The following is a 19,527-nucleotide window of genomic DNA, read 5'->3' as shown; positions in this document are numbered from 1 at the left end:
TCCGGCTCTGCCGTGATGCGGTACACCGACTTTTTGCCGTCCTCGCGGACGCAAACCGCCTCAGCAACGCTCGGAACCGCCCGCAGAATGCGCAGCACAGCTTCGGCTTCGCCTTCAATGGTCATTTCCAGCTGTTCTGCGCCCTCCATGCGGTCGCTCAGCTCAGTCGGCGTGCCGTCTGCGACGATTTTGCCGTGATGAATGACCAGAATGCGGTCGCAGATCGCCTGTACTTCTGGCAGAATGTGGCTGGACAAAATCACGGTGTGTTTTTGCCCGAGTGAGCGGATGGTTTCGCGGATCTCCATGATCTGTTTTGGATCGAGACCGACGGTTGGCTCGTCGAGAATCAGCACTTTGGGATCGCCAATCAAGGCCTGTGCGAGTCCGGTTCGCTGACGATAGCCCTTGGACAGATTGCGGATGAGTCTGCCGGATACTTCCGTCAAGCCGGTCATCTCGCACACCTGTCGGAGATGCTCGTCCTTGGGAAGCGTGCACTTTTTGAGCGCATAGACAAAGTCCAGATATTCCGAGACCGTCATATCCGGATAGAGCGGCGGATTTTCCGGCAGATAGCCAATCATTTTGCGCGCCTGATCGGCATCTGTGTCAATGTCAAAGCCGCCGAGAATGGCGGTGCCTGCGGTTGGACGCAGGCAGCCGGTAATCATGTTCATGGTTGTGGTCTTTCCGGCGCCGTTTGGACCGAGAAAGCCGACGATTTCCCCTTCCTTGACGGAAAAGGACAGACCGGATACGGCAATCGTGTCACCATATCGGCGGGTAAGCCCCTGTACCTGTATCATAAGATTCCTCCTGTTGGCAGGAAATGTGTGCACAAATGTATTTTTGTGTACATAGATTCTGCAATTAACCTCGTTACTTGCCTATGGTAGCACGTTCGTGTGTTTGTTGTGTGAACAATTGGTAGGGATTGCTGTACAAATATGCTATAATCAACGTATGCAGAGGATAGAGAGGAGATGCCGTATGCTGGAGTATATCACACAGGGAGTCGGGCGCAGCGGATTTGAAGAAGGCAGACTGCCGGTGCTGCTGCACATAGAACGCGTGCAGCTGGAAGAGACCGAGCAGAGCGAGCACTTTCATGCGGATTATGCAGAGCTGCTCTTTGTGCAGGAGGGCACGTGCTGGGTCAGCGTCGCTGGATGGCAGGAAGCCATGCAGGCGGGAGACTTTGCGCTGTGCGCCGCAGGACAGCTGCACGCCTGCTGGGTTGAGCCGGAACAGCAGGCGACGGTCATCTCCTGTGGGGTTGGCCATTTGCTGCTTCGAGGGCGAGAGGAAAACTGCTTTTTGGAACAGCGCGAACGCCCGATTGTTCATGCGGGAGAGGGCAGCAAAGCACTGGAACAACTGTTGGCATCGCTGATGCAGGCAGCCCAAGACCCCAACGGACAGAGCGGAGAAATTTGCAGCTATTTGTCTGCGGCAACGGTTTTGCTGGCTCTGCGGCTGCAAAGAGCTGCGGCGGAGCAACTGGAGCAGGCGCGGTACAGCTTGGGAATCCGTACCCAGCTGTATCTGGATCGGCATTATACCGAGCCGCTGACGCTGGACAGCATCGCGCAGGCGATGGGTGTGAGCAAATACCATTTAGACCGCGTATTTTTGACGGGTGCGGGCTGCACGCCGAACCAATATATCACGCGCCGCCGCATGGCGCGGGCACAGGTGCTGCTCGCGTCTACCGACCAATCGGTGCAGCACATCGCCTTACAGTGCGGATATAACAGCTATACCTATTTTACGTCAGTATTCCGCAAAACGGTGGGAAAATCCCCGAGCGAATACCGCAGGATGATTCGCGGAACGACAGAACCGCGCAAGACTTGATGATAAGTGTGGGAACTTTGTATGATTTGATGATGGATTGCGTGAAAACGGCAGAGAGATATTGCCAAACAGCGGAAAAATCCGTATAATCAGTGTTAGAAGCTGATACAGCATAGAACACGGATGATGATGGAGGCAGAACATGGAACTGTTAAGAATTGGTGTCGTTGGCTGCGGCGCCATTGGACGCGAACATATTAACCGAATCACCAACAGACTTGCCGGCGGTAAGATCGTTGCTGTATCGGATTTGTATGTAGAGGGTGCGCATCAGGTGGGCGATCCGCTGGGCGCAACAGTATATATCAACAGCGCGGATTTGGTCAATGATCCGGACGTGGATGCAATTATCTGTACCACACCGGCATTTGCGCACAAGGAAACCGTCATTCAGGCACTGGAGGCAGGCAAGCCGATCTTTTGCGAAAAGCCGCTGACGACAACGGCTGAAGACTCTCTGGAGCTGGCGGAAATCGAGATGGAGCTGGGCAAGAAGCTGATTCAGGTCGGCTTTATGCGCCGTTTTGACGAGTCGTATACACAGGTCAAGGAGCTGCTGGATTCCGGCGAATTTGGCGCGCCGCTGTATCTGCGCTGTTCGCATTGGTTCCCGGAGGTAGACGATGGCTTTACCACGGAGATGGCGGTATATGATGCGGCAATTCATGAAATTGACGTCATTCACTGGCTGCTCAATGAGAACTATGAGAGCGCACAGGTGATGTTCCCGCGCCAGACCGGCAATAAGAATCCGGAACTGAAAGACCCGCAGATTATGCATATCCGCTGTAAGTCCGGCGTAATTGCCACGATTGAGGTGTTCCTCAACTGTCAGTTTGGCTATGACATCAGCTGCCAGATTGTCTGTGAGAACGGTATTATTGATCTGCCGAAGCCGCCGCGCCCGCTGCTGCGCAAGTCCGGCGGTCAGACCATTCCGCTGGATGAAAACTGGAAGAATCACTGGAAGCGCGCGTATGATTTGGAGATCCAGCAGTGGATTGACGCCGTGCGTGCCGGTGAGCTGACCGGTCCGAACGCATGGGACGGCGTGATTGCCAATGTCACGGCGGATGCGCTGGTTCGTGCTCAGCAGAATGAGGGTCAGATCGAAATGATTGCGGTCGGCCCGCGCCCGGATTTCTACAAGTAAATTGTAAAGTAAAACCACCGAGCTTCTAACAGCTCGGTGGTTTTTGGCTTTATATCGGATACTTTCGGAACAGGCTCGGAGAGAGACCGACGTTTTTCTGAAAGCTGTGGATGAAATTCTCTTCGCTGTTGTAGCCGGTGTGATAGGCGATTTGCTTGACCGACATCTGGGTCGAGGTCAGCATGTGCTTGGCTTTGTCTATCCGGCGCAGAATGATGTATTCGTATGGAGAATATCCCGTGTGCGCTTTGAACTCGCGGGAAAAATGCGATTGGCTCCAATTGACGGACTCGGCAACCGCTTTGACATTAATCGGTTCAAATAAATGCGCGTTCATGTAACGAATCGCCAGCGCGATGCGGTCGGTTTCCGCTTTTTCCGGCGGGTTTTCCGTCAGCAGCAGCAGACATAACATGCGATGCAGCAGCTGAGAACAGGCGGCTTCGCTCATGCGCTCACCGGAAGCACAACTGCTTAACAGAGAATCCAAAAGCTGTAAAATTTCCGGCAGGGATGCCGTAGAAAAGACATGGTGTCCGCCGTGCGAGCGAATGATTCGCTGATAAAAAGAGGAAGAATTTAATCCGTTGAACAGCAGCCAGATAAATTCAAAGCCGTCTGAGGCTTGATATTGATACGGATGGCGGCAGTCGAACAGCACGAACTGTCCGCGCGTGGCGAGCATGTCCCAGCCGTCGATTTTCAGCTCTAACGCGCCGTTTTGTACGAGAAACAGCATAATATGATTGTTATGATCGCTTTGCTGGGCGATTTTATCCTGATGATTAAACGAATAGGTGTGGTCGCAGAAATAGTGCCCGCAGCGCGACGGATAGTAAAATAAGTCCCGCGCAAGGGCGGATGGCGTAAAAAAGTACCGTTCTGAGATCTGATGCACACCGGTTTCTGGAATTAACATGACAATCCCCCTCCTATGTTCTTATGGTATCAACAGATGCCGGAGAAATCAAGGGACGGTTACTGAAAAATAGCAGAATTTATCAGTAAGTCCGCAAATTGTATCATTGTGAAACGGGGCTCTTGTACGGTATAATAGGGGCAACAACAGGGAACCGTCCCTTACAGACGGAAAACCAAGGATTTTTAGAGGAGGAAACCAAACATGAAAATTGCGTTTGACGTTGACGTTCTTGCGAAGCAGTACGACATCAACACCATGGTTCATAAGGTAGCTGATTGGGGCTACAAGTACATCGAGCAGTCCCCGCATCCGCGCATCAACCCGTTCTACAAGCACCCGCTGTTCTCCAAGGAGTGCGAGGCAGAGTACCGTCAGGCTCTCAAGGAGACCGGCGTAGAGATCTCTTCCTTCATCGTAGTATACCGCTGGAGCGGCCCGACTGAGGAGCAGCGTCAGCACGCAGTAGCAAACTGGAAGAAGATCATCGAGATCGCTGTAAACATGGGCGTACCGGTAATCAACACCGAGTTCTCCGGCGATCCGAACCAGCAGGAGATCTGCAACGGCATGTGGTTCCGTTCCATGGAAGAGCTGCTGCCGATCATCGAGCGCGAAGGTCTGCGTGTCGAGGTTCAGTCCCATCCGTATGACTTCTGCGAGCTGAACGACGAGGCTTGCGATCTGGTTAAGTCCTTCCGTTCCAAGAACCTGGGCTATGTATACTCTGCATCCCATGGCTTCTTCTACGATCAGGGCAAGGGCGACGTTCGCCACATGCTGAAGTACGCTGGCGACGAGCTGACCCACGTTCTGTTTGCTGATACCTACAACCAGACCAAGGACTGCCGTTACATCCTGAATCCGCCTTGGCTGAACCAGCGCGGCAGAGCTGACGTTACCATCCATCAGCACACCGCTATGGGTGAGGGCGAGGTTGACTTCCCGGGCATCTTCGAGACCCTGCGTGAGATGGACTTCGCAAACAAGCAGCTGAAGGCTGACGCTCCGAAGGTTGGCGGCGACAACATCGCTTGCGTATCCTACTTCGGCTTCCCGGAGAAGATGGACAAGCAGGCACCGGAAGCACGCGAGATCATCGAGCGCGAGCTGCTGGGCAAGTAAGAAATCGTTCTATCCTTACTATATAAACAACCGGACCCCTGCGGGCATGTGCCTGCAGGGGTCTTTTGTCTGTGAAAAAATCGACAAATTTTCTTGCTAGAACACAAAAACTATGGTATACTTTGCAACGCAAGACGTATAGACCACTGGTCTGTGCGGAAGGAGTTCAGAACCTCAGACAGGAAATGCATCGGAATTCAGGAGCCGATACATTTCTGACCATTCTTGCAATCAAAATTTCCCTTTTGTTGTTGTATGATGAAAGAACTGCTGCATTTTCAGGAGAATGCGGCAGTTCTTTCTTCTTGATACACCGTTTTTGCTGTGGGAATAACTGGATAATTCTGTATAAATATGTGCATACAACGGTATAACTTGCATAAATATAATGATTTTGTATAGAACATGCCGAAAATGACAGGCGCGTGCAATTTCCCAAAGAAAGAGCAGTTTTTAGCAAGATCGCTACACAAATGGAGCAAAGAATAGGATTGCGCGCGTTTGGATTGGTAACATTTGAGTGACTTTGAAGATGTTTTGAATCGCGTGCAAAAAAACACTTCGCTGTTTTTGTGCGAACTGCACAAAAAATGTTGCGAAATTTTTAACACGAACTTTGGCAGTCAGGCTTGAGAAAGGTCAAGACGTCTGCTATAATCATACATGGAAATACAGCTGAGTCCTTTCGGATACAGCTGATTTTGCGCCTTTATCAGGTGATTCCGGGACACCGTCACAAAGGCGTGGAGAGAGTTTAGAAAAAGGAGAATAAAAGTTATGTTAACTGTAATTGAGTTTGTCGCCTTTACAGTGCTCGTAGCAGTTCTGTCCGCGTGGAAGACACGTGACGAGAAGCTCGACACCGAGGAAGGCTACTTCGTTGCAGGCCACAGCTTGCCGGGCATCGTTATCGCAGGTTCCCTGATGATGACCAACCTGTCCGCAGAGCAGCTGGTCGGCACAAACGGTCAGGCTTTCTCTGGTTCCATGGCAACCATGGCTTGGGAGGCTACTTCCGCATTCGCACTGATTATTCTGGCATTCGTTCTGCTGCCGAAGTTCCTGAAGGGCAACATCGCAACGATCCCGCAGTTCTATCAGATGCGTTACGACACCGCTACTAAGAACATGTTCTCTATCATGTTCCTGTTCGCTTACGTTGTTACCATGCTGCCGACCATCCTGTACTCTGGTTCTGTAGCACTGGAGAAGATCTTCAACGTTCAGGAGATCTTCGGCATCAGCTACTTCATGGCTATCCTCATCGTGTGTGTTGCTACCGGCGTTATCGGTATGGCATACTCCGTATTCGGCGGCCTGAAGGCTGTAGCTTACTCCGACACCATCAACGGTGTTGGCCTGATTATCGGCGGCTTCCTGGTTCCGATTCTGGGCTTCGTAGCTCTGGGTCAGCTGGACGGCGGCGGATTCCTCGCAGGCGTTAAGCACTTCGCAACCGCTACTCCGGAAAAGATGAATGCTTGGTCTGCTCCGAACGCAATGGCTCCGTACATTCCGTGGCCGCTGCTGTTCACCGGTATGTTTGTAAACAACATGTTCTACTGGTCCACCAACCAGTCTATCATTCAGCGTTCCCTGGGCGCTAAGAACCTGGCAGAAGCACAGAAGGGTGCTATCTGGGCTGGCTTCTTCAAGTGCTTGGACGTATTCGTAATCGTAATCCCGGGCATCATCGCATTCCAGCTGATGCAGGCAGGCGTTCTGACTGTAGGCTCTGGCGCTAAGTTCGACGGCGATTCCGCTTACCCGCTGCTCGTTCTGCACGTAATGCCGAAGCCGATCATGGGCTTCTTCGCAGCCGTAATGTTCGGTGCTATCCTGTCCTCCTTCAACTCCGTACTGAATTCTTCCTCCACGATCTTCTCTCTGGACATCTGGAAGCCGATCTGGGGCAAGAACGCAGACGCAAAGAAGGTTGTAAAGGTTGGCCAGATCTTCGGTCTGATTGTTGGTATCCTGGGTATCATCATCTCCCCGTTCATCATGTACTTCGGTACTGGTATCATGAACTTCATCAACGAGTGCTGGGGCCTGTTCTCCATGCCGATCCTGTGCGCTGTACTGTTCGGTATGCTGAATAAGAAGGTATCCCCGCTGGCTCCGAAGATTGGTGTTCCGGTACATATCGTTCTGTACGCAATCGGTTACTTCACCGTATTCTCTAAGATCCACTACCTGTACTGGGTATTCGTATGCTTCCTCGTTCAGTGCGTCATCTACTTTGCAGTTGCAAAGTTCGCTCCGGCAAAGGAAGACTTCGAGATGCCGAACGTACCGCAGATCGAGATGACTCCGTGGAAGCACGGCAAGATCTGGGCTACCGTTGGTGCTCTGGTAGTAGTTGTAATGTACATCATCTTCTCCCCGCTGGTACTCGGCTAAGAGAAAGATTACATCCGCAAATATCGTTCTCGGAAGTACGAAGAGACTCCTCGCTTGAGGGGTCTCTTTTTGCGTGCAGAACCAAGGCTCCCTCGTTGAGGGAGCTGTCATTTGCTTTGCAAATGACTGAGGGAGTTTTGTCAGATTGATAAGATACGTATCAGATTGACTTAAAGTGTATCTGCTCGCGTGCTGCTCCTTCCGTCACGGCTGACGCCGAGCCACCTTCCAGGAAGGCTTTAGCCCTCTCAGTCTTGCTGCGAATACAGCACAAAAAAGCGCTCCGTCTGGAGCGCTTTTTGTATGTATAGAGTTTTAGTTGGATGATGTATCAGCAGATGTTTCTGTGCTGTCAGAAGTCGTGTTTGCTGTGCTTTCGCCGGTCGTTTCCGATTCGGTATTCAGTCCCAGATCTTCATCGGTGAAGCCGTTGTATACCTTGCCACCTTCCAGCGTGACACCCTTGATTTTTGCGAGTTCCGATACGGTGACGAATGCATAACCCTGCTGCTGTAACTCATCAATCGCGGCGAGAACGCCTTCTACCGTGGTCTCATACAGGTCATGCTCCAGAACGATGGCACCGTCCTGTGCGCCGTCTAAAATGTGCTGCTTGACAGAAGCGGCATCGCGGTATTTCCAATCCAGTGTGTCAACGTCCCACAGGATGATCGGCATACCGAGCTTTTGCATGGATGCCTGTACACTGTCGTTGTATTCGCCGCCGCACGGACGGAATACCGTCGGTTTCTGACCGGTATATGACTGAATCAAGTCGTTGTTGCTGGAAACCTGCTCATAATCACCGTCGGAAACCTCATGTGCCAGACGGTGATCCATCGTATGGTTGCCGACTTCATGGCCTTCCGCTAAGTAGCGTTTCATCATCGAGTTGAAGTCCTTGACGCGATAGCCGCACAGGAAGAAGGTTGCATGAGCGTTGCGCTCTTTCAAGCCGTCCAGCAGACGCTCAGTGCGTCCGCCCTCGTTGCCGGTCGGGCCGTCATCAAAGGTCAAAGCAATGTATTTATCGCCCTTAGGAATCTTCTTGGCTTCCTCTTCTTCTTTCTTTTTCTGTTCTTCCAGCTTTTTTTGCTCTTCTTGCTTCTTTTGCTTTGCTAGTTCAGCACTGCCTGTGTCAGCGGAAGCGGTCTGCGCATTGCCGGATTGCTTAGCGCTGCTGGAGGTTGTTTTGCTGCCGGATGCTCCGCAGCCTGCCAGCATTGCCGCACATAAAATAGCAGCGATGCCGGACAAAATCAGTCGTTTTTTCCATTTTATCATTTTTTTGCGCCTCTTTTTGTTGAAATACTTTTATAGTATAGTACAAAAGAGACAACAAGAAAAGAGATTTGGATAAAACTTAAGAAACTTTAAGAAATATATGCTGTGCGCGGTGTATTATCGTGCCGATGCACCACCAGAATAGCCGCACCAGTTTTGCCGCGAGATACGACAGCACCAGTAAGACGAGCAGAGACAGAATGCCCCAGCGCGGTGCAATGACGACTTGTACAACGGGATAGAAATAATAACAGAAAAATGGATGAATGAGCCACATACTCGTGCTTTCCTTGCCGATAGACAGCAGTACCGTCCGCAGCGGGCGGATATGGCGCAGCAAATCCATCAGAAAGATAATCAAGAAGGGAACATAGAGAATATCGACAATTTGTCCGGTGAGATAGCGCATTTGTACGATGACGCCGACAAAGAAGATGTCCAGCAGAGGATGGAGCAGGTTGTTGCGGCGCAGAGACTCGCGGATTTGTATCAGCAGATTGTCCTTGGCAAAGACAGCACCCATCCAAAAACAGGCGGCATACGGCGCGGACAACAGGAAGAAGGTGTGATACAGATAATTGTCTTCGAGTGTGCCGAACACATCCAGCTCGCCGAGAGCGGGAAGAATGTCTGTGATAAGAATGGAAAACACAACAATTGCCGTGACGTTGCACAACGTCGAGCGGCGGCGCACGATACGGTCAATCAGCGGATATAGAATCAACACACAAAGATAGCTGTGCAGAAACCACCATTCGCTGTTATAGGAGGTAGAGAATCCGATGAAATTATTAAAGCATTCCTGTGCGGAAAAAGTGGCATATCGCGTGCAGATTTCTGCTTCGTCACAGTAGATCGGCTGATTAGCGCAGAACAAAAAAGCCAGTGGGATAAAAATCAAAAAGACCTTCCAGTACGCGAGATATAATCCCTTAATTTTGGCAATCAGATCGTATTTCTTGGAACAGGCGGTGAGATATACCCCGTATCCGCCGAGAAAAAAGAAAAACGACACGCAGATTTTACCGAACGAACCGAAATACGTCAGGGAGCTTTCGCCGCAAATGTTGAGGACGTGCCACAGCTCACCGCCTGCGATGCGCTCAGGAAACGCCCATAGATGATGCATCAGCATCAAAAAAATGGCAGCGCCTTTCATCAGTTTGGTATCTTCTCTGGAAAATGTCTGTTTCATGTATCTCTTACTCCCATTGCTATAACACTACTCATTTTTAGTATAAACATCGGTCTGTCGGAAGTCAATTGTCAAGTGTACAAAAAACAAGAGTCTGCCCAATTGGGCAGACTCTTGAAAAATTGTCGGTAATTTGTGCGTGTGAAACGCGGCAAATTAATAATGACGAGCTTCGTACAGGTGATCCTGCAGCTTCTTGTAAGCTTCCTGTACTTCCGGCTTGTTGGAAACAGAAGCAACGCCTACACGCCACCAAGCTTCCCATTCCTTGGACATGGACTTCGGCAGAACCTTCATGTCGATCAGGGTAGAAACAGTCTGCTTCTTGGAGTCTTCCAGTGCAGCAGCCAGCTCTTCCATGGTCTTTACAGTGTAGGTCTTGCAGCCGTATGCAGCAGCAACAGCAGCGTAGTCGATGTTCATTGCCGGACCGAGATCGCAGCCATCGTACGGAGTGCCCGGGATGTGCATGTTCTTCTCGGTGGTACGGGACTTGTTGCCCTGACCAACCTGCAGGTTGTTGATGCAGCCGTAAGCAGCGTTATCAAACAGGCAAACGTTGATCTTGTAACCGTACTGGATAGAAGCAATCAGCTCGGAGTGCAGCATATCGAAGGAACCGTCGCCGCACATTGCGTATACTTCCTGATCCGGGCAAGCGATCTTGCAGCCGTAAGCGCCTGCAACTTCGTAACCCATGCAGGAGTAACCGTACTCGCAATGGTAGGTGTTCGGAACCGGAGCTCTCCACAGTGCCTGCAGGTCGCCCGGCAGGGAACCAGCAGCGCCTACACAGATGGAATCCGGAGCGATATGGGTGTTGATGTAACCCAGAGCAGCGGTCTGTGTCAGTTTGGAGCCGATGGACTCGATGTAGTGCTCAACAGCACGACGGTTTGCGTCCTGGATTTCCGGAACATAGGACTCAGCGTCAACGTACTCGGTGTGATCCATACGATCTACGTCAGCCCACCAAGCGTCCTGGAGTCTCTTCACTTCTGCTGCGTACTCGTCAGAAGTGTGGTAGCCGCCCAGAGCGTCGATCTCAGCGCTGATTGCGGTCAGAGCCTCGTTTGCGTCAGCAACAACCGGATAAGCGTCCATCTTCAGGCACTGGAACTCAGACGGGTTGATGTTAACGAACTTAGCGGAAGTGTCGTACAGCCACTTGGAAGCAGTGGTAAAGTCGGTGTAACGGGTACCAACGCCGATAACTACGTCACAGTCATGTGCGAAAGCATTTGCGCACTCGGTACCGGTGATGCCCAGACCGCCCAGAGACAGCGGATGGGTCCACTCGATGGCGGACTTACCTGCCTGGGTTTCGCCGAAAGCAATACCAAACTTCTCAGCGAATGCACGGAATACCTTATGAGCCTCAGCGTAACGAACGCCACCGCCGCAGATCAGCAGCGGCTTCTTTGCGGACTTGATGATCTCAGCTGCCTTCTTAGCTGCCTTCTTGGTAGCTGGACGGCGCTCGATGGTCCAAACGCGCTTCTTGAAGAAGTCAACCGGATAATCATACGCTTCGCCCTGTACATCCTGCGGGATGGATACAGCAACAGCGCCGCAGTTGCCCGGATCGGTCATTACACGGAATGCGGACAGCATATCGGTCATGATCTGCTCCGGACGGTTTACACGACCCCAGTACTTAACAACAGCCTGGAAGGAGTCGTGAGCGGAAATGGTCAGGTTCTGCGGCTGCTCCATCTGCTGCAGTACCGGATCCGGCTGACGGGAAGCGTAAACGTCGCCCGGCATCAGCAGTACCGGAATGTTGTTAGCAGTAGCGGTAGCAGCAGCGGTAATCATGTTACAAGCGCCAGGACCTACGGAAGAGGTGCAAACGAATGCCTGCTTGCGGCGCAGCTGACGAGAGAATGCAACAGCTGCCAGAGCCATGCCCTGCTCGTTCTTGCCCTGATATACTTCCATATCCTTGATTTCCTGCTCGATACCGTTGCAGTAGCCAACGCAGTTGCCGTGGCCCGGGATCATGAAGATACCGCGGATAAACTTCTGTTCTACTTCCTTGCCGTCCATGTCAATGTAGCTGACATACTGGTTCTCCAGGAAGCGGATGCACGCCTGGCTAGTGGTCAGGCGGACAGTTTCCATGTGTCTCATTGGAATTTTTCCTCCTCATGCAATTCTTACACAATTCTCACATTGTTTAAATCTATCTTATTTTCTTTCAAATAAGCGGGGGTAAGGGGGTAAAGTGGGGATTAGTAGCCGGTGGAGCACTTCCAGATGTGGTCATCTGCGTCGTCGCGTACCAGCCACTCGTGCTCTACATCGTCAACACGGGTCTTGTCCCACGGATCGCCCGGCAGGTGACGGATGCCCCATGCGTAGCAGCAAGCGTAACCCGGAGCGGTTACCTGAGAATGCATCTTGCTGGTAATCAGAGACAGACCGTTGTGGTGGGTCTCATACAGCTCGCCGTTGCCCCAGCCTGCGCCGAAGCCCTGCGGCTTGTCGAAGCGGTAGAAGTAAACTTCCGGCTGCGGATGATGATGCGGCGGGTAAGAGGACCACTTGCCCGGCAGGTTGATAACTTCGCCCAGTACCATGTTGGAGTACGGAGCAATGTCGAGGTCGAAGCAGGTACGTACATCGCGCTTGATGCAGTTCTGCAGAACTCCGCCAGTGCCGCGTGCCCAAGTATCGGTATCTTCCGGACGGAACAGCTTGTTCGGGAATTCCGGCTCGGTCTTATCGTTCAGGGTCTTCTGCACGTAGATGTTAGACGGACCCTTTGCGGTGATGACGATCTTGGTCTGCTTGTGAACCAGCAGACACCACGGGTTGTAATCGAACGGATTCGGGCGAACCATGTCTACGCTCTGGTCATCCCAGCTCATGTTGACGTCGCCGTCAAACAGCAGGCAGGCAACTTCCTTGTCTGCTTCTTCGATGGTATAGGTATCTCCAGCTTCCATAACCAGAAGAGCGACATCCATCATGCCGTCCTTGCCTTCTCCTTCATCAAGGCGCAGGTACTCGTTATAGCCGCGCTTGACTTCCTTGTCCATGTACATTGTAAAACACACCTTTCTCTATGCCCGACTGACGCAGGCAGAACATTTGAATACAATGCTGCAAAAAGGCGTACAAATCCCTTTTGCATAATTTATGGTTTAATTATAGCATGGTGTGTGTTCTTTTTCAAGAATGCGCCGGATAAAAGCGGACAGAATTTTGTACAGCGTGACGGCTGAGAGAACGATGTGATAGCGTTCTGTTGTCAACCTGTCGGATAATACAAAATGCAGTCATACCGTGCACGCGGACGCCGGAAAAGAACACGGAAAACTCCGGTAAAACACGGGGTAAAACTTGTACAAGCACCGGACGGGTGTTATAATGAGTGTACAGGCGAAACCGATTCAATACTATGCTTAGGGAAGCTGGTATTGTTAGTATAGTACCAGATCGGTGCGAAGGAAACAAGACTGCACTTTTTGGTAAGTGACTATCCTTTTGGTGACGGTACAAAACAACGAAAAAGAGCGGTCACGGCGGAAGGAGGAATCCTGATGAAGCAAGACGAGAGAGAAATTTCCTACGATTGTCCCATTGAGGCGACGCTGGGATTGATTGGAGGAAAATGGAAGGCACTGATTCTGGATCATTTGACAGACGGCGCACTGCGGTTTGGAAAGCTGCAAAAGCTGATGCCGAAGGTGACACCGAAGATGCTGACACAGCAGCTGCGCGAACTGGAAAAAGACGGCCTAGTGGAGCGGCATGTTTATCCGGTTGTGCCGCCGAAGGTAGAATATGAGCTGACGGACTTTGGACAGACGGTTTTGCCGATCTTGGATGCCATGTGCGTCTGGGGACGGGCGTATTTGGCATCCAAGATCGGCAAAAAGTCCTAATTTTTTTCGAGTCAAGACACACAAAAAGAGGATGTCGGGTGAGACATCCTCTTTTTGTGCAATGATACTTTTTTTGATGTACTTATTCCCAAATCAGTCGAATGTTGTGCGCGCGGCAGAATTCCACGAACTTCGGTGCCGGCTTCTGGTCGGTGACAAAGGTGGAAATGTCCTGTAATCGACAGAATGTCACGGTTGCATCGTGTCCCAGCTTGGAGTTGTCTGCAACGAGAATCACGCTGGAGGCATGGGATACGACACCGCGCTTGATTTCCGCTTCGAGAAATGTCGTATTGCTCATGCCGGACTCGACGGTTACGCCGGTTGCACATAGAAATGCCTTGGTGATGCGCAGATCAGACAGTGCCTGCTGGGCAAAGATGCCGACAAACGAGCTGGTCGCCGGATTAAACGCACCGCCGAGAGAGATCAAATTGATGCCGTCGTACTTTGCTGCTTCGACCATAGCCGGAAGCGAATGCGTCACGACGGTCAGCTTGATGCGCGGCGGCAGATGCCGCAGCACGTTGACGGCGGTAGAGCCGGAGTCAATAAAGATGGTATCGCCATCGTTCAGCTCTCGCGCTGCCAGCTTGCCGATCAGATCCTTGGCGCCCGGATTGAGTCCGGAGCGCACCGGGAGCGGCATGACGTCCTCCGGCGTCACGGCGGTGACGCCGCCGTATACCTTGGCGATGTGGCCACGCGCTTCCAGCTCATTTAAGTCGCGGCGGATGGTGTTTTTGGATACGCTGAACACTTCGCACAGCTCATCGATAGAGACTGTCTTTTTGGATAGTACATATTCTTCAATTGCATTGAGTCTGCTGATTTTCATAAGGAAATCCCGCTTTCTTGGAACAAACAAGTAACTAACACAAAACCATTATGAAATCATTATAGCAGAAAGGTGAACAAAATCCAACCGGAAATCTGGAATTTGTTGAGCAAGTTTTCGCCGCGCGCCGCGCGGCGCCGGAACGGGAAATTTTGTGCAGCTGCACAGAAATTCTGCTCTCAGGGAAAATTTCTCTAAAAATCGGCGGGCGAGCATTGCAATTCGTTTACAGAGATGATAAAATCTAAGAAAGTATGGTATGACTTCGGGAGGAAAGGGTTTTTCCGATGTCATGCTGACAATTCTTTGATTAAGGAATAGGTAGGTGTATTCAATGCAGAAAGCAGAAAAGATGCAGGCTCTCCGTGAATTCGCAGCCGAAATTCGAGTTGAGACCCTGAAGACCATCGGTTCGCTTGGCTTTGGACATGTAGGCGGCTCGATGTCTATCGCAGACGCAATGGCAGTCCTCTATGGCGATATCATGAAGATTGACCCGAAGAATCCGCGTTGGGAAGATCGTGACTGGTGTGTTCTGTCCAAGGGACATGCAGGCCCGTGTGCATATGCAACACTGGGACTGAAGGGCTTCTATCCGCTGGAAGAGACCCGCACCCTGAACAAGCCGGGTACCAACTTCCCGTCTCATACCGACCGCACCAAGACTCCGGGCGTTGATCTGACGACTGGTTCTCTGGGTCAGGGTATGTCCACCGCTACCGGCGCTGCTCTGGGCAACAAGCTGGACGGCCGCGACAACCACGTATTCGTATTCGTTGGCGACGGCGAGTGCGACGAAGGTCAGGTTTGGGAGGCTGCTCAGTTCGCAGCTCACTACAAGCTCGACAACCTCGTTTGCTTTGTAGACAGCAACAAGCGTCAGCTCGACGGTGCTGTTGACGACATCATGTCTCACGGCAAGGGCCTGAGAGCAAAGTTCGATGCATTCGGTTGGAACGCAATCGAAGTAGAGGACGGCAACGACGTAGAGCAGATCTATGACGCTGTTCAGGAAGCTTACGCTACCAAGGGACAGCCGACCGCAATCATTCTGAACACCATCAAGGGCAAGGGCGCAACCTTTGCTGAGTCTACCGGTGCGCACAGCTCTCAGCCGACTCCGGAGCAGTGGGAAGAAGCAATCGCTGCAGCAGAAGCAGAGCTTGCTGCTGTTAAGGCTGCAAAGTAAGGAGGACAGGCGAAAATGAGTTTTACTTTAATTGGAAAGCATGAGAAGGACTCCCGCAATTGCCGTGACGGTTACGTTACCGCAATGGAGGAGCTGATGGCGGCTGATCCGACCGTTATGCACGTTGACTGTGACCTGTACAACTGCATCAACACCGCAAAGCTGGCTAAGGAATTCCCGAACCAGACCATCAACGCTGGTATCGCTGAGGCAAACGCTATGGGCGTTGCAGCAGGTCTGACTGCTACCGGCAAGAAGGTTTGGATGCATTCTTTCGGCTGCTTCTCCTCCCGCCGTGCATTTGACCAGGCATTCATGTCTGCAGCATATGCAAAGCTGGGCGTAAAGGTTCTGGGTTCTGACCCTGGCGTATGCGCTGCATACAACGGTGGTACCCATATGCCGTTCGAGGACTGCGCACTGTATCTGTCCGTTCCGGATTCCATCGTTATCGATCCGACCGACTTCACCATGGTCAACAAGATCACCAAGAAGCTGACCGCTGTTGAAGGCAGACTGTCTTACATGCGTATGATCCGTAAGGGCGTTATCAAGGTATACGGCGACGATTCCGACTTCGAGATCGGCAAGGGCGTTACTCTGAAGGAGTCCGCTGACGACGTAGCTACCGTTATCGCTTCCGGCATCATGGTTGACGAGGCTCTGAAGGCTTACGAGGCTCTGGAAGCTGAAGGCATCAAGGTTCGTGTCATCGACATGTTCACCTGGAAGCCGATCGACGAGGATCTGATCGTGAAGTCCGCAAAGGAGACCGGCGCTATCGTAACTGCTGAGAACCACAACTGCACCTGCGGTCTGGGCTCTGCTGTTGCTCGCGTACTGTCTGCTAAGTGCCCGACTCCGGTTGAGATGGTTGGCGTACATGACCAGTTTGGTCAGGTTGGCGCTCAGTCCTTCCTGCAGGAAGCTTACAAGCTGACTGCTGAAGAGATCATCGCTAACGTCAAGAAGGTAATTGCAAGAAAGTAAGTTTTGTTATGCATACCGAGCCGCCCCTGTTTTCGCAGGGGCGGCTTTTTTTACCAACATAATTTCATAAGGAGGAGAGCGATGAAGAGAGTATATGGAATCCTTCTTTTGGTTTTGCTGGGAACAGTTGTTTTAAACGGCACAGCATTGGCAGCATCGGAATATATTGAGCAGCTTACGCCGGATTCTGCGGACTATGCGGAAATATCGACGCTCACAAATCGTGTTTTAGATGCGATGAGCGGGATGTGCGCAGATGTGACGGCGGCAGACATTGACTGGAGCCGGGCATATAAAGTCTACGCGGATGAATCGGATGTTTATGGTTCTTATAAAGAACAACAAATGACATACGATGAAATCAAACAACAGATGGAATATTATGTCTGGGTTCTTCCGGTACAGGTGAAAAACACGTATTTTCACGTTACAATTTCACAGGGAATGCCGCTCACGGAGGACGAAACCGTGTTGGCAGTACTGACGGAGGAACAGAAAGAACAAATTCGGGAAGACACGGGAAAATGGATTCCGGTTGAGACAGAACAACTGGATGAAGACAAGACAGCAGAACGGATAGAGCAGCAAATCGCAGATGCAGTGGGAAAAAAGAACATCCATCGAGCGTTTGTTATGGGAGGTTCGCCCAAGCTGCGTTCGGCAGTTGCTGTTGTTGAGACAATAGATCGAGACATACAGATTGTTCTGTTGGAAGAACCGCGATCAAATGGCGTACAAGTGACAGAGGAACAGACCGGCAGTGATAGCGAGAGCAGCACAGAGAATATAATAATCTGGATGATCCTGGGAGCTGCCGGGATAGGTATTGGCTGCTATGCGTGGAACCGTGCAAGATGCAAATGAAATTTGTGCATACCGAGCCGTCCCTGTTTTGCGCAGGGGCGGCTTTTTTGTGTGCAAATTTTGGTCATTTGAGGGCAAATATTGTCAGGTTTGCAGGCAAAAACAAGGTTCTGTTGTGCAACATGAATTAGAACGTGCAGGAAATAAAAAATAGTTGACCAAATTGCACAAAACATTTGACAAATAGGCAGGTATCCTATATCATAAAGAGTATAGGAAACAAGCCTATTATCTGTTGCCGCGTGATACGGAAATTTGGAGAGGTTTTCGTCGGGAAAACAGGCGGCCGCAGAGGTATAAAATCATGGAGGTGTTGTGATTATGTTCACAAACAAGGATGTCAAGCTGGGTATCTGCCCGATCGGCTGGACCAACGATGATATGTGGGATCTCGGCGACGAGAATACATTCCAGCAGTGCATTTCCGAGATGCGTCTGGCAGGTTTCACCGGATGTGAAATCGGTCATAAGTATCCGTCTGACGTGAAGGAACTCAAGGAAGCTCTGGATCTGCGCGGCATGACCGTTGCATCCAAGTGGTTCTCTTCTTTCCTCGGCACCAAGCCGTTCGAGGAGACCTTCGAGGAGTTCAAAAAGGAAATTGAGTACCTGTGCTACGCAGGCGCAACTGCTATCAACATTTCTGAGCAGTCCTATTCTATTCAGGGCAATCCGGATCTGTCCATCTTCAAGAACAAGGCTCGCTTTACCGATGCTGAGTTCGCTCAGATGTGCGACGGCCTGAACAAGCTGGCTGAGTACGCAAAGAGCAACGGCATTCGCGCTTGCTTCCATCATCACATGGGTACCTGCGTACAGACTCTGGAAGAGACCGAGCGTATGCTGAACAACACCAGCGACGACCTGCTGCTGTGCTACGATACCGGTCACTGGACCTTCTCTGAAGTAGATCCGATGGCAATTCTGAACGAGTTCCCGAACAGAATCGGTCATGTACATCTGAAGAACATGCGTAGAGCCGTTTGCGATCAGGCTATCAAGGAGAGCTGGTCCTTCCTGAAGTCGGTTCGTAACGGCGCATTCACCGTTCCGGGCGATCCGGAAGGCTGCGTAGACTTCGAGCCGGTTCTGAGAAAGCTGGACGAGATCGGTTACGAGGGCTGGATCATGGTTGAGGCTGAGCAGGATCCGGCTAAGGCTAACCCGTTCAAGTACGCAAAGATGGCTTACGAGTACATCACTGACCTGATGGCTAAGTAAGAAACAGAATCACGTAATGTTAGATGAAAACTGGATACCTGCAAACGCGGGTATCCAGATTTCTGGCTTGATTAACAAGTATAGACAAGGAGAGAAAAGGTCATGGCAAATTTAAAGTTTGGCGTAGTTGGCTGCGGCAGAATTGGTAAGCTGCACATCAACAATCTGCTTAACAACATCGACGGCGCTGAAGTAGTAGCAGCAGCTGATCCGATGCTGGATAAGTCCGGCGCACGTGAGTGGCTGGCAGAGCGCGGCATCACCAACGTATCCACCAACTACATGGACGTTGTAACCAACCCGGATGTTGACGTAGTTATGGTTTGCTCTTCCACTGATACCCATTGTGAGGTTTCCATGGAAGCAGTAAAGGCTGGCAAGAATGTATTCTGCGAGAAGCCGATCGACTACGATATTGAGAAGATCAAGAAGCTGCTGGCACTGGTAGAAGAGAAGGGCGTAAAGTTCCAGGTAGGTTTCAACCGCCGCTTCGACCACAACCACAAGGCAGTTGCTGATGCAGTGAAGGAAGGCAAGATTGGCGATCCGCATTACATCAACGTAACTTCCCGCGATCCGGAGCCACCACCGGC

At 51.3% G+C, this 19,527-nt stretch carries 17 protein-coding genes; 10 read left to right on the top strand and 7 right to left on the bottom strand.

Features of this window, described 5'->3' with window-relative positions; genetic code table 11:
- Positions 1-809: ABC transporter ATP-binding protein (locus tag ACR0P9_RS01105; protein ID WP_432617003.1), on the bottom strand; the 809-nt coding region annotated here is incomplete at its 3' end.
- 184 nt (positions 810-993) lie between these two features.
- On the opposite strand from ACR0P9_RS01105, the gene ACR0P9_RS01100 reads away from it, so the two are divergent.
- On the top strand, positions 994-1,860 hold the full coding sequence (locus tag ACR0P9_RS01100) for an AraC family transcriptional regulator (RefSeq protein WP_432617002.1): 867 nt from the start codon (positions 994-996) through the stop codon (positions 1,858-1,860).
- A gap of 142 nt (positions 1,861-2,002) precedes the next feature.
- The gene (locus ACR0P9_RS01095; RefSeq protein ID WP_432617001.1) at positions 2,003-3,013 is read left to right on the top strand and encodes a Gfo/Idh/MocA family protein; all 1,011 of its coding nucleotides are present in this window, start codon (positions 2,003-2,005) and stop codon (positions 3,011-3,013) included.
- Positions 3,014-3,062: 49 nt separating this feature from the next.
- On the opposite strand, the gene ACR0P9_RS01090 is transcribed toward ACR0P9_RS01095, so the two are convergent.
- Entirely contained in the window at positions 3,063-3,932 is an 870-nt protein-coding gene (locus tag ACR0P9_RS01090; RefSeq protein ID WP_432617000.1) for a helix-turn-helix domain-containing protein, read from the bottom strand.
- A gap of 204 nt (positions 3,933-4,136) precedes the next feature.
- Between ACR0P9_RS01090 and ACR0P9_RS01085 the strand changes: the two genes are divergently transcribed.
- On the top strand, positions 4,137-5,057 hold the full coding sequence (locus ACR0P9_RS01085) for a sugar phosphate isomerase/epimerase family protein (RefSeq protein ID WP_432616999.1): 921 nt from the start codon (positions 4,137-4,139) through the stop codon (positions 5,055-5,057).
- 777 nt (positions 5,058-5,834) lie between these two features.
- On the top strand, positions 5,835-7,460 hold the full coding sequence (locus ACR0P9_RS01080) for a solute:sodium symporter family transporter (RefSeq protein WP_432616998.1): 1,626 nt from the start codon (positions 5,835-5,837) through the stop codon (positions 7,458-7,460).
- Between the two features lie 315 nt (positions 7,461-7,775).
- Here the strand turns inward: ACR0P9_RS01080 and ACR0P9_RS01075 are convergent, their stop codons facing one another.
- From ACR0P9_RS01075 to ACR0P9_RS01060, 4 genes are all read right to left on the bottom strand, one after another.
- Entirely contained in the window at positions 7,776-8,744 is a 969-nt protein-coding gene (locus ACR0P9_RS01075) for a polysaccharide deacetylase family protein (protein ID WP_432616997.1), read from the bottom strand.
- 79 nt (positions 8,745-8,823) lie between these two features.
- Entirely contained in the window at positions 8,824-9,939 is a 1,116-nt protein-coding gene (locus ACR0P9_RS01070; RefSeq protein WP_432616996.1) for an acyltransferase family protein, read from the bottom strand.
- A 156-nt stretch (positions 9,940-10,095) separates the two neighbouring features.
- The gene (gene iolD, locus ACR0P9_RS01065; RefSeq protein ID WP_432617004.1) at positions 10,096-12,063 is read right to left on the bottom strand and encodes a 3D-(3,5/4)-trihydroxycyclohexane-1,2-dione acylhydrolase (decyclizing); all 1,968 of its coding nucleotides are present in this window, start codon (positions 12,061-12,063) and stop codon (positions 10,096-10,098) included.
- Positions 12,064-12,173: 110 nt separating this feature from the next.
- Positions 12,174-12,989 (bottom strand): 5-deoxy-glucuronate isomerase, encoded by an 816-nt coding sequence (locus tag ACR0P9_RS01060; protein WP_216470188.1) that lies wholly within the window; start codon positions 12,987-12,989, stop codon positions 12,174-12,176.
- Between the two features lie 498 nt (positions 12,990-13,487).
- On the opposite strand from ACR0P9_RS01060, the gene ACR0P9_RS01055 reads away from it, so the two are divergent.
- Positions 13,488-13,832, top strand: a complete 345-nt coding sequence (locus tag ACR0P9_RS01055) for a winged helix-turn-helix transcriptional regulator (protein ID WP_432616995.1) — start codon at positions 13,488-13,490, stop codon at positions 13,830-13,832.
- Between the two features lie 82 nt (positions 13,833-13,914).
- Here the strand turns inward: ACR0P9_RS01055 and ACR0P9_RS01050 are convergent, their stop codons facing one another.
- A complete protein-coding gene (locus tag ACR0P9_RS01050) occupies positions 13,915-14,670 on the bottom strand; it encodes a DeoR/GlpR family DNA-binding transcription regulator (RefSeq protein ID WP_432616994.1) in 756 nt (251 codons plus the stop codon).
- Between the two features lie 334 nt (positions 14,671-15,004).
- Here ACR0P9_RS01050 and ACR0P9_RS01045 point away from each other — a divergent pair, with 334 nt between their 5' ends.
- The 5 genes from ACR0P9_RS01045 to ACR0P9_RS01025 form a co-directional block, all read left to right on the top strand.
- Positions 15,005-15,859: a transketolase gene (locus ACR0P9_RS01045; protein WP_216470184.1), complete on the top strand. Its 855-nt coding sequence runs from the start codon at positions 15,005-15,007 to the stop codon at positions 15,857-15,859.
- Between the two features lie 15 nt (positions 15,860-15,874).
- Complete coding sequence (locus ACR0P9_RS01040) at positions 15,875-16,849, top strand: transketolase family protein (RefSeq protein ID WP_216470183.1); 975 nt, start codon at positions 15,875-15,877, stop codon at positions 16,847-16,849.
- 81 nt (positions 16,850-16,930) lie between these two features.
- Positions 16,931-17,713, top strand: a complete 783-nt coding sequence (locus ACR0P9_RS01035; RefSeq protein ID WP_432616993.1) for a hypothetical protein — start codon at positions 16,931-16,933, stop codon at positions 17,711-17,713.
- A 321-nt stretch (positions 17,714-18,034) separates the two neighbouring features.
- Positions 18,035-18,934, top strand: a complete 900-nt coding sequence (iolE, locus tag ACR0P9_RS01030) for a myo-inosose-2 dehydratase (protein ID WP_432616992.1) — start codon at positions 18,035-18,037, stop codon at positions 18,932-18,934.
- 102 nt (positions 18,935-19,036) lie between these two features.
- A partial coding sequence (locus ACR0P9_RS01025) for a Gfo/Idh/MocA family oxidoreductase (RefSeq protein ID WP_432616991.1) occupies positions 19,037-19,527 on the top strand: 491 nt, incomplete at its 3' end.

Origin of the sequence: Butyricicoccus sp., assembly GCF_050872565.1 — a bacterium.
In the GTDB taxonomy this organism is placed as follows: Bacteria; Bacillota; Clostridia; order Oscillospirales; family Butyricicoccaceae; genus Butyricicoccus_A.
The sequence above is the reverse complement of the archived record's forward strand: the minus strand, read 5'-3'. Positions and strand labels throughout refer to the sequence as shown.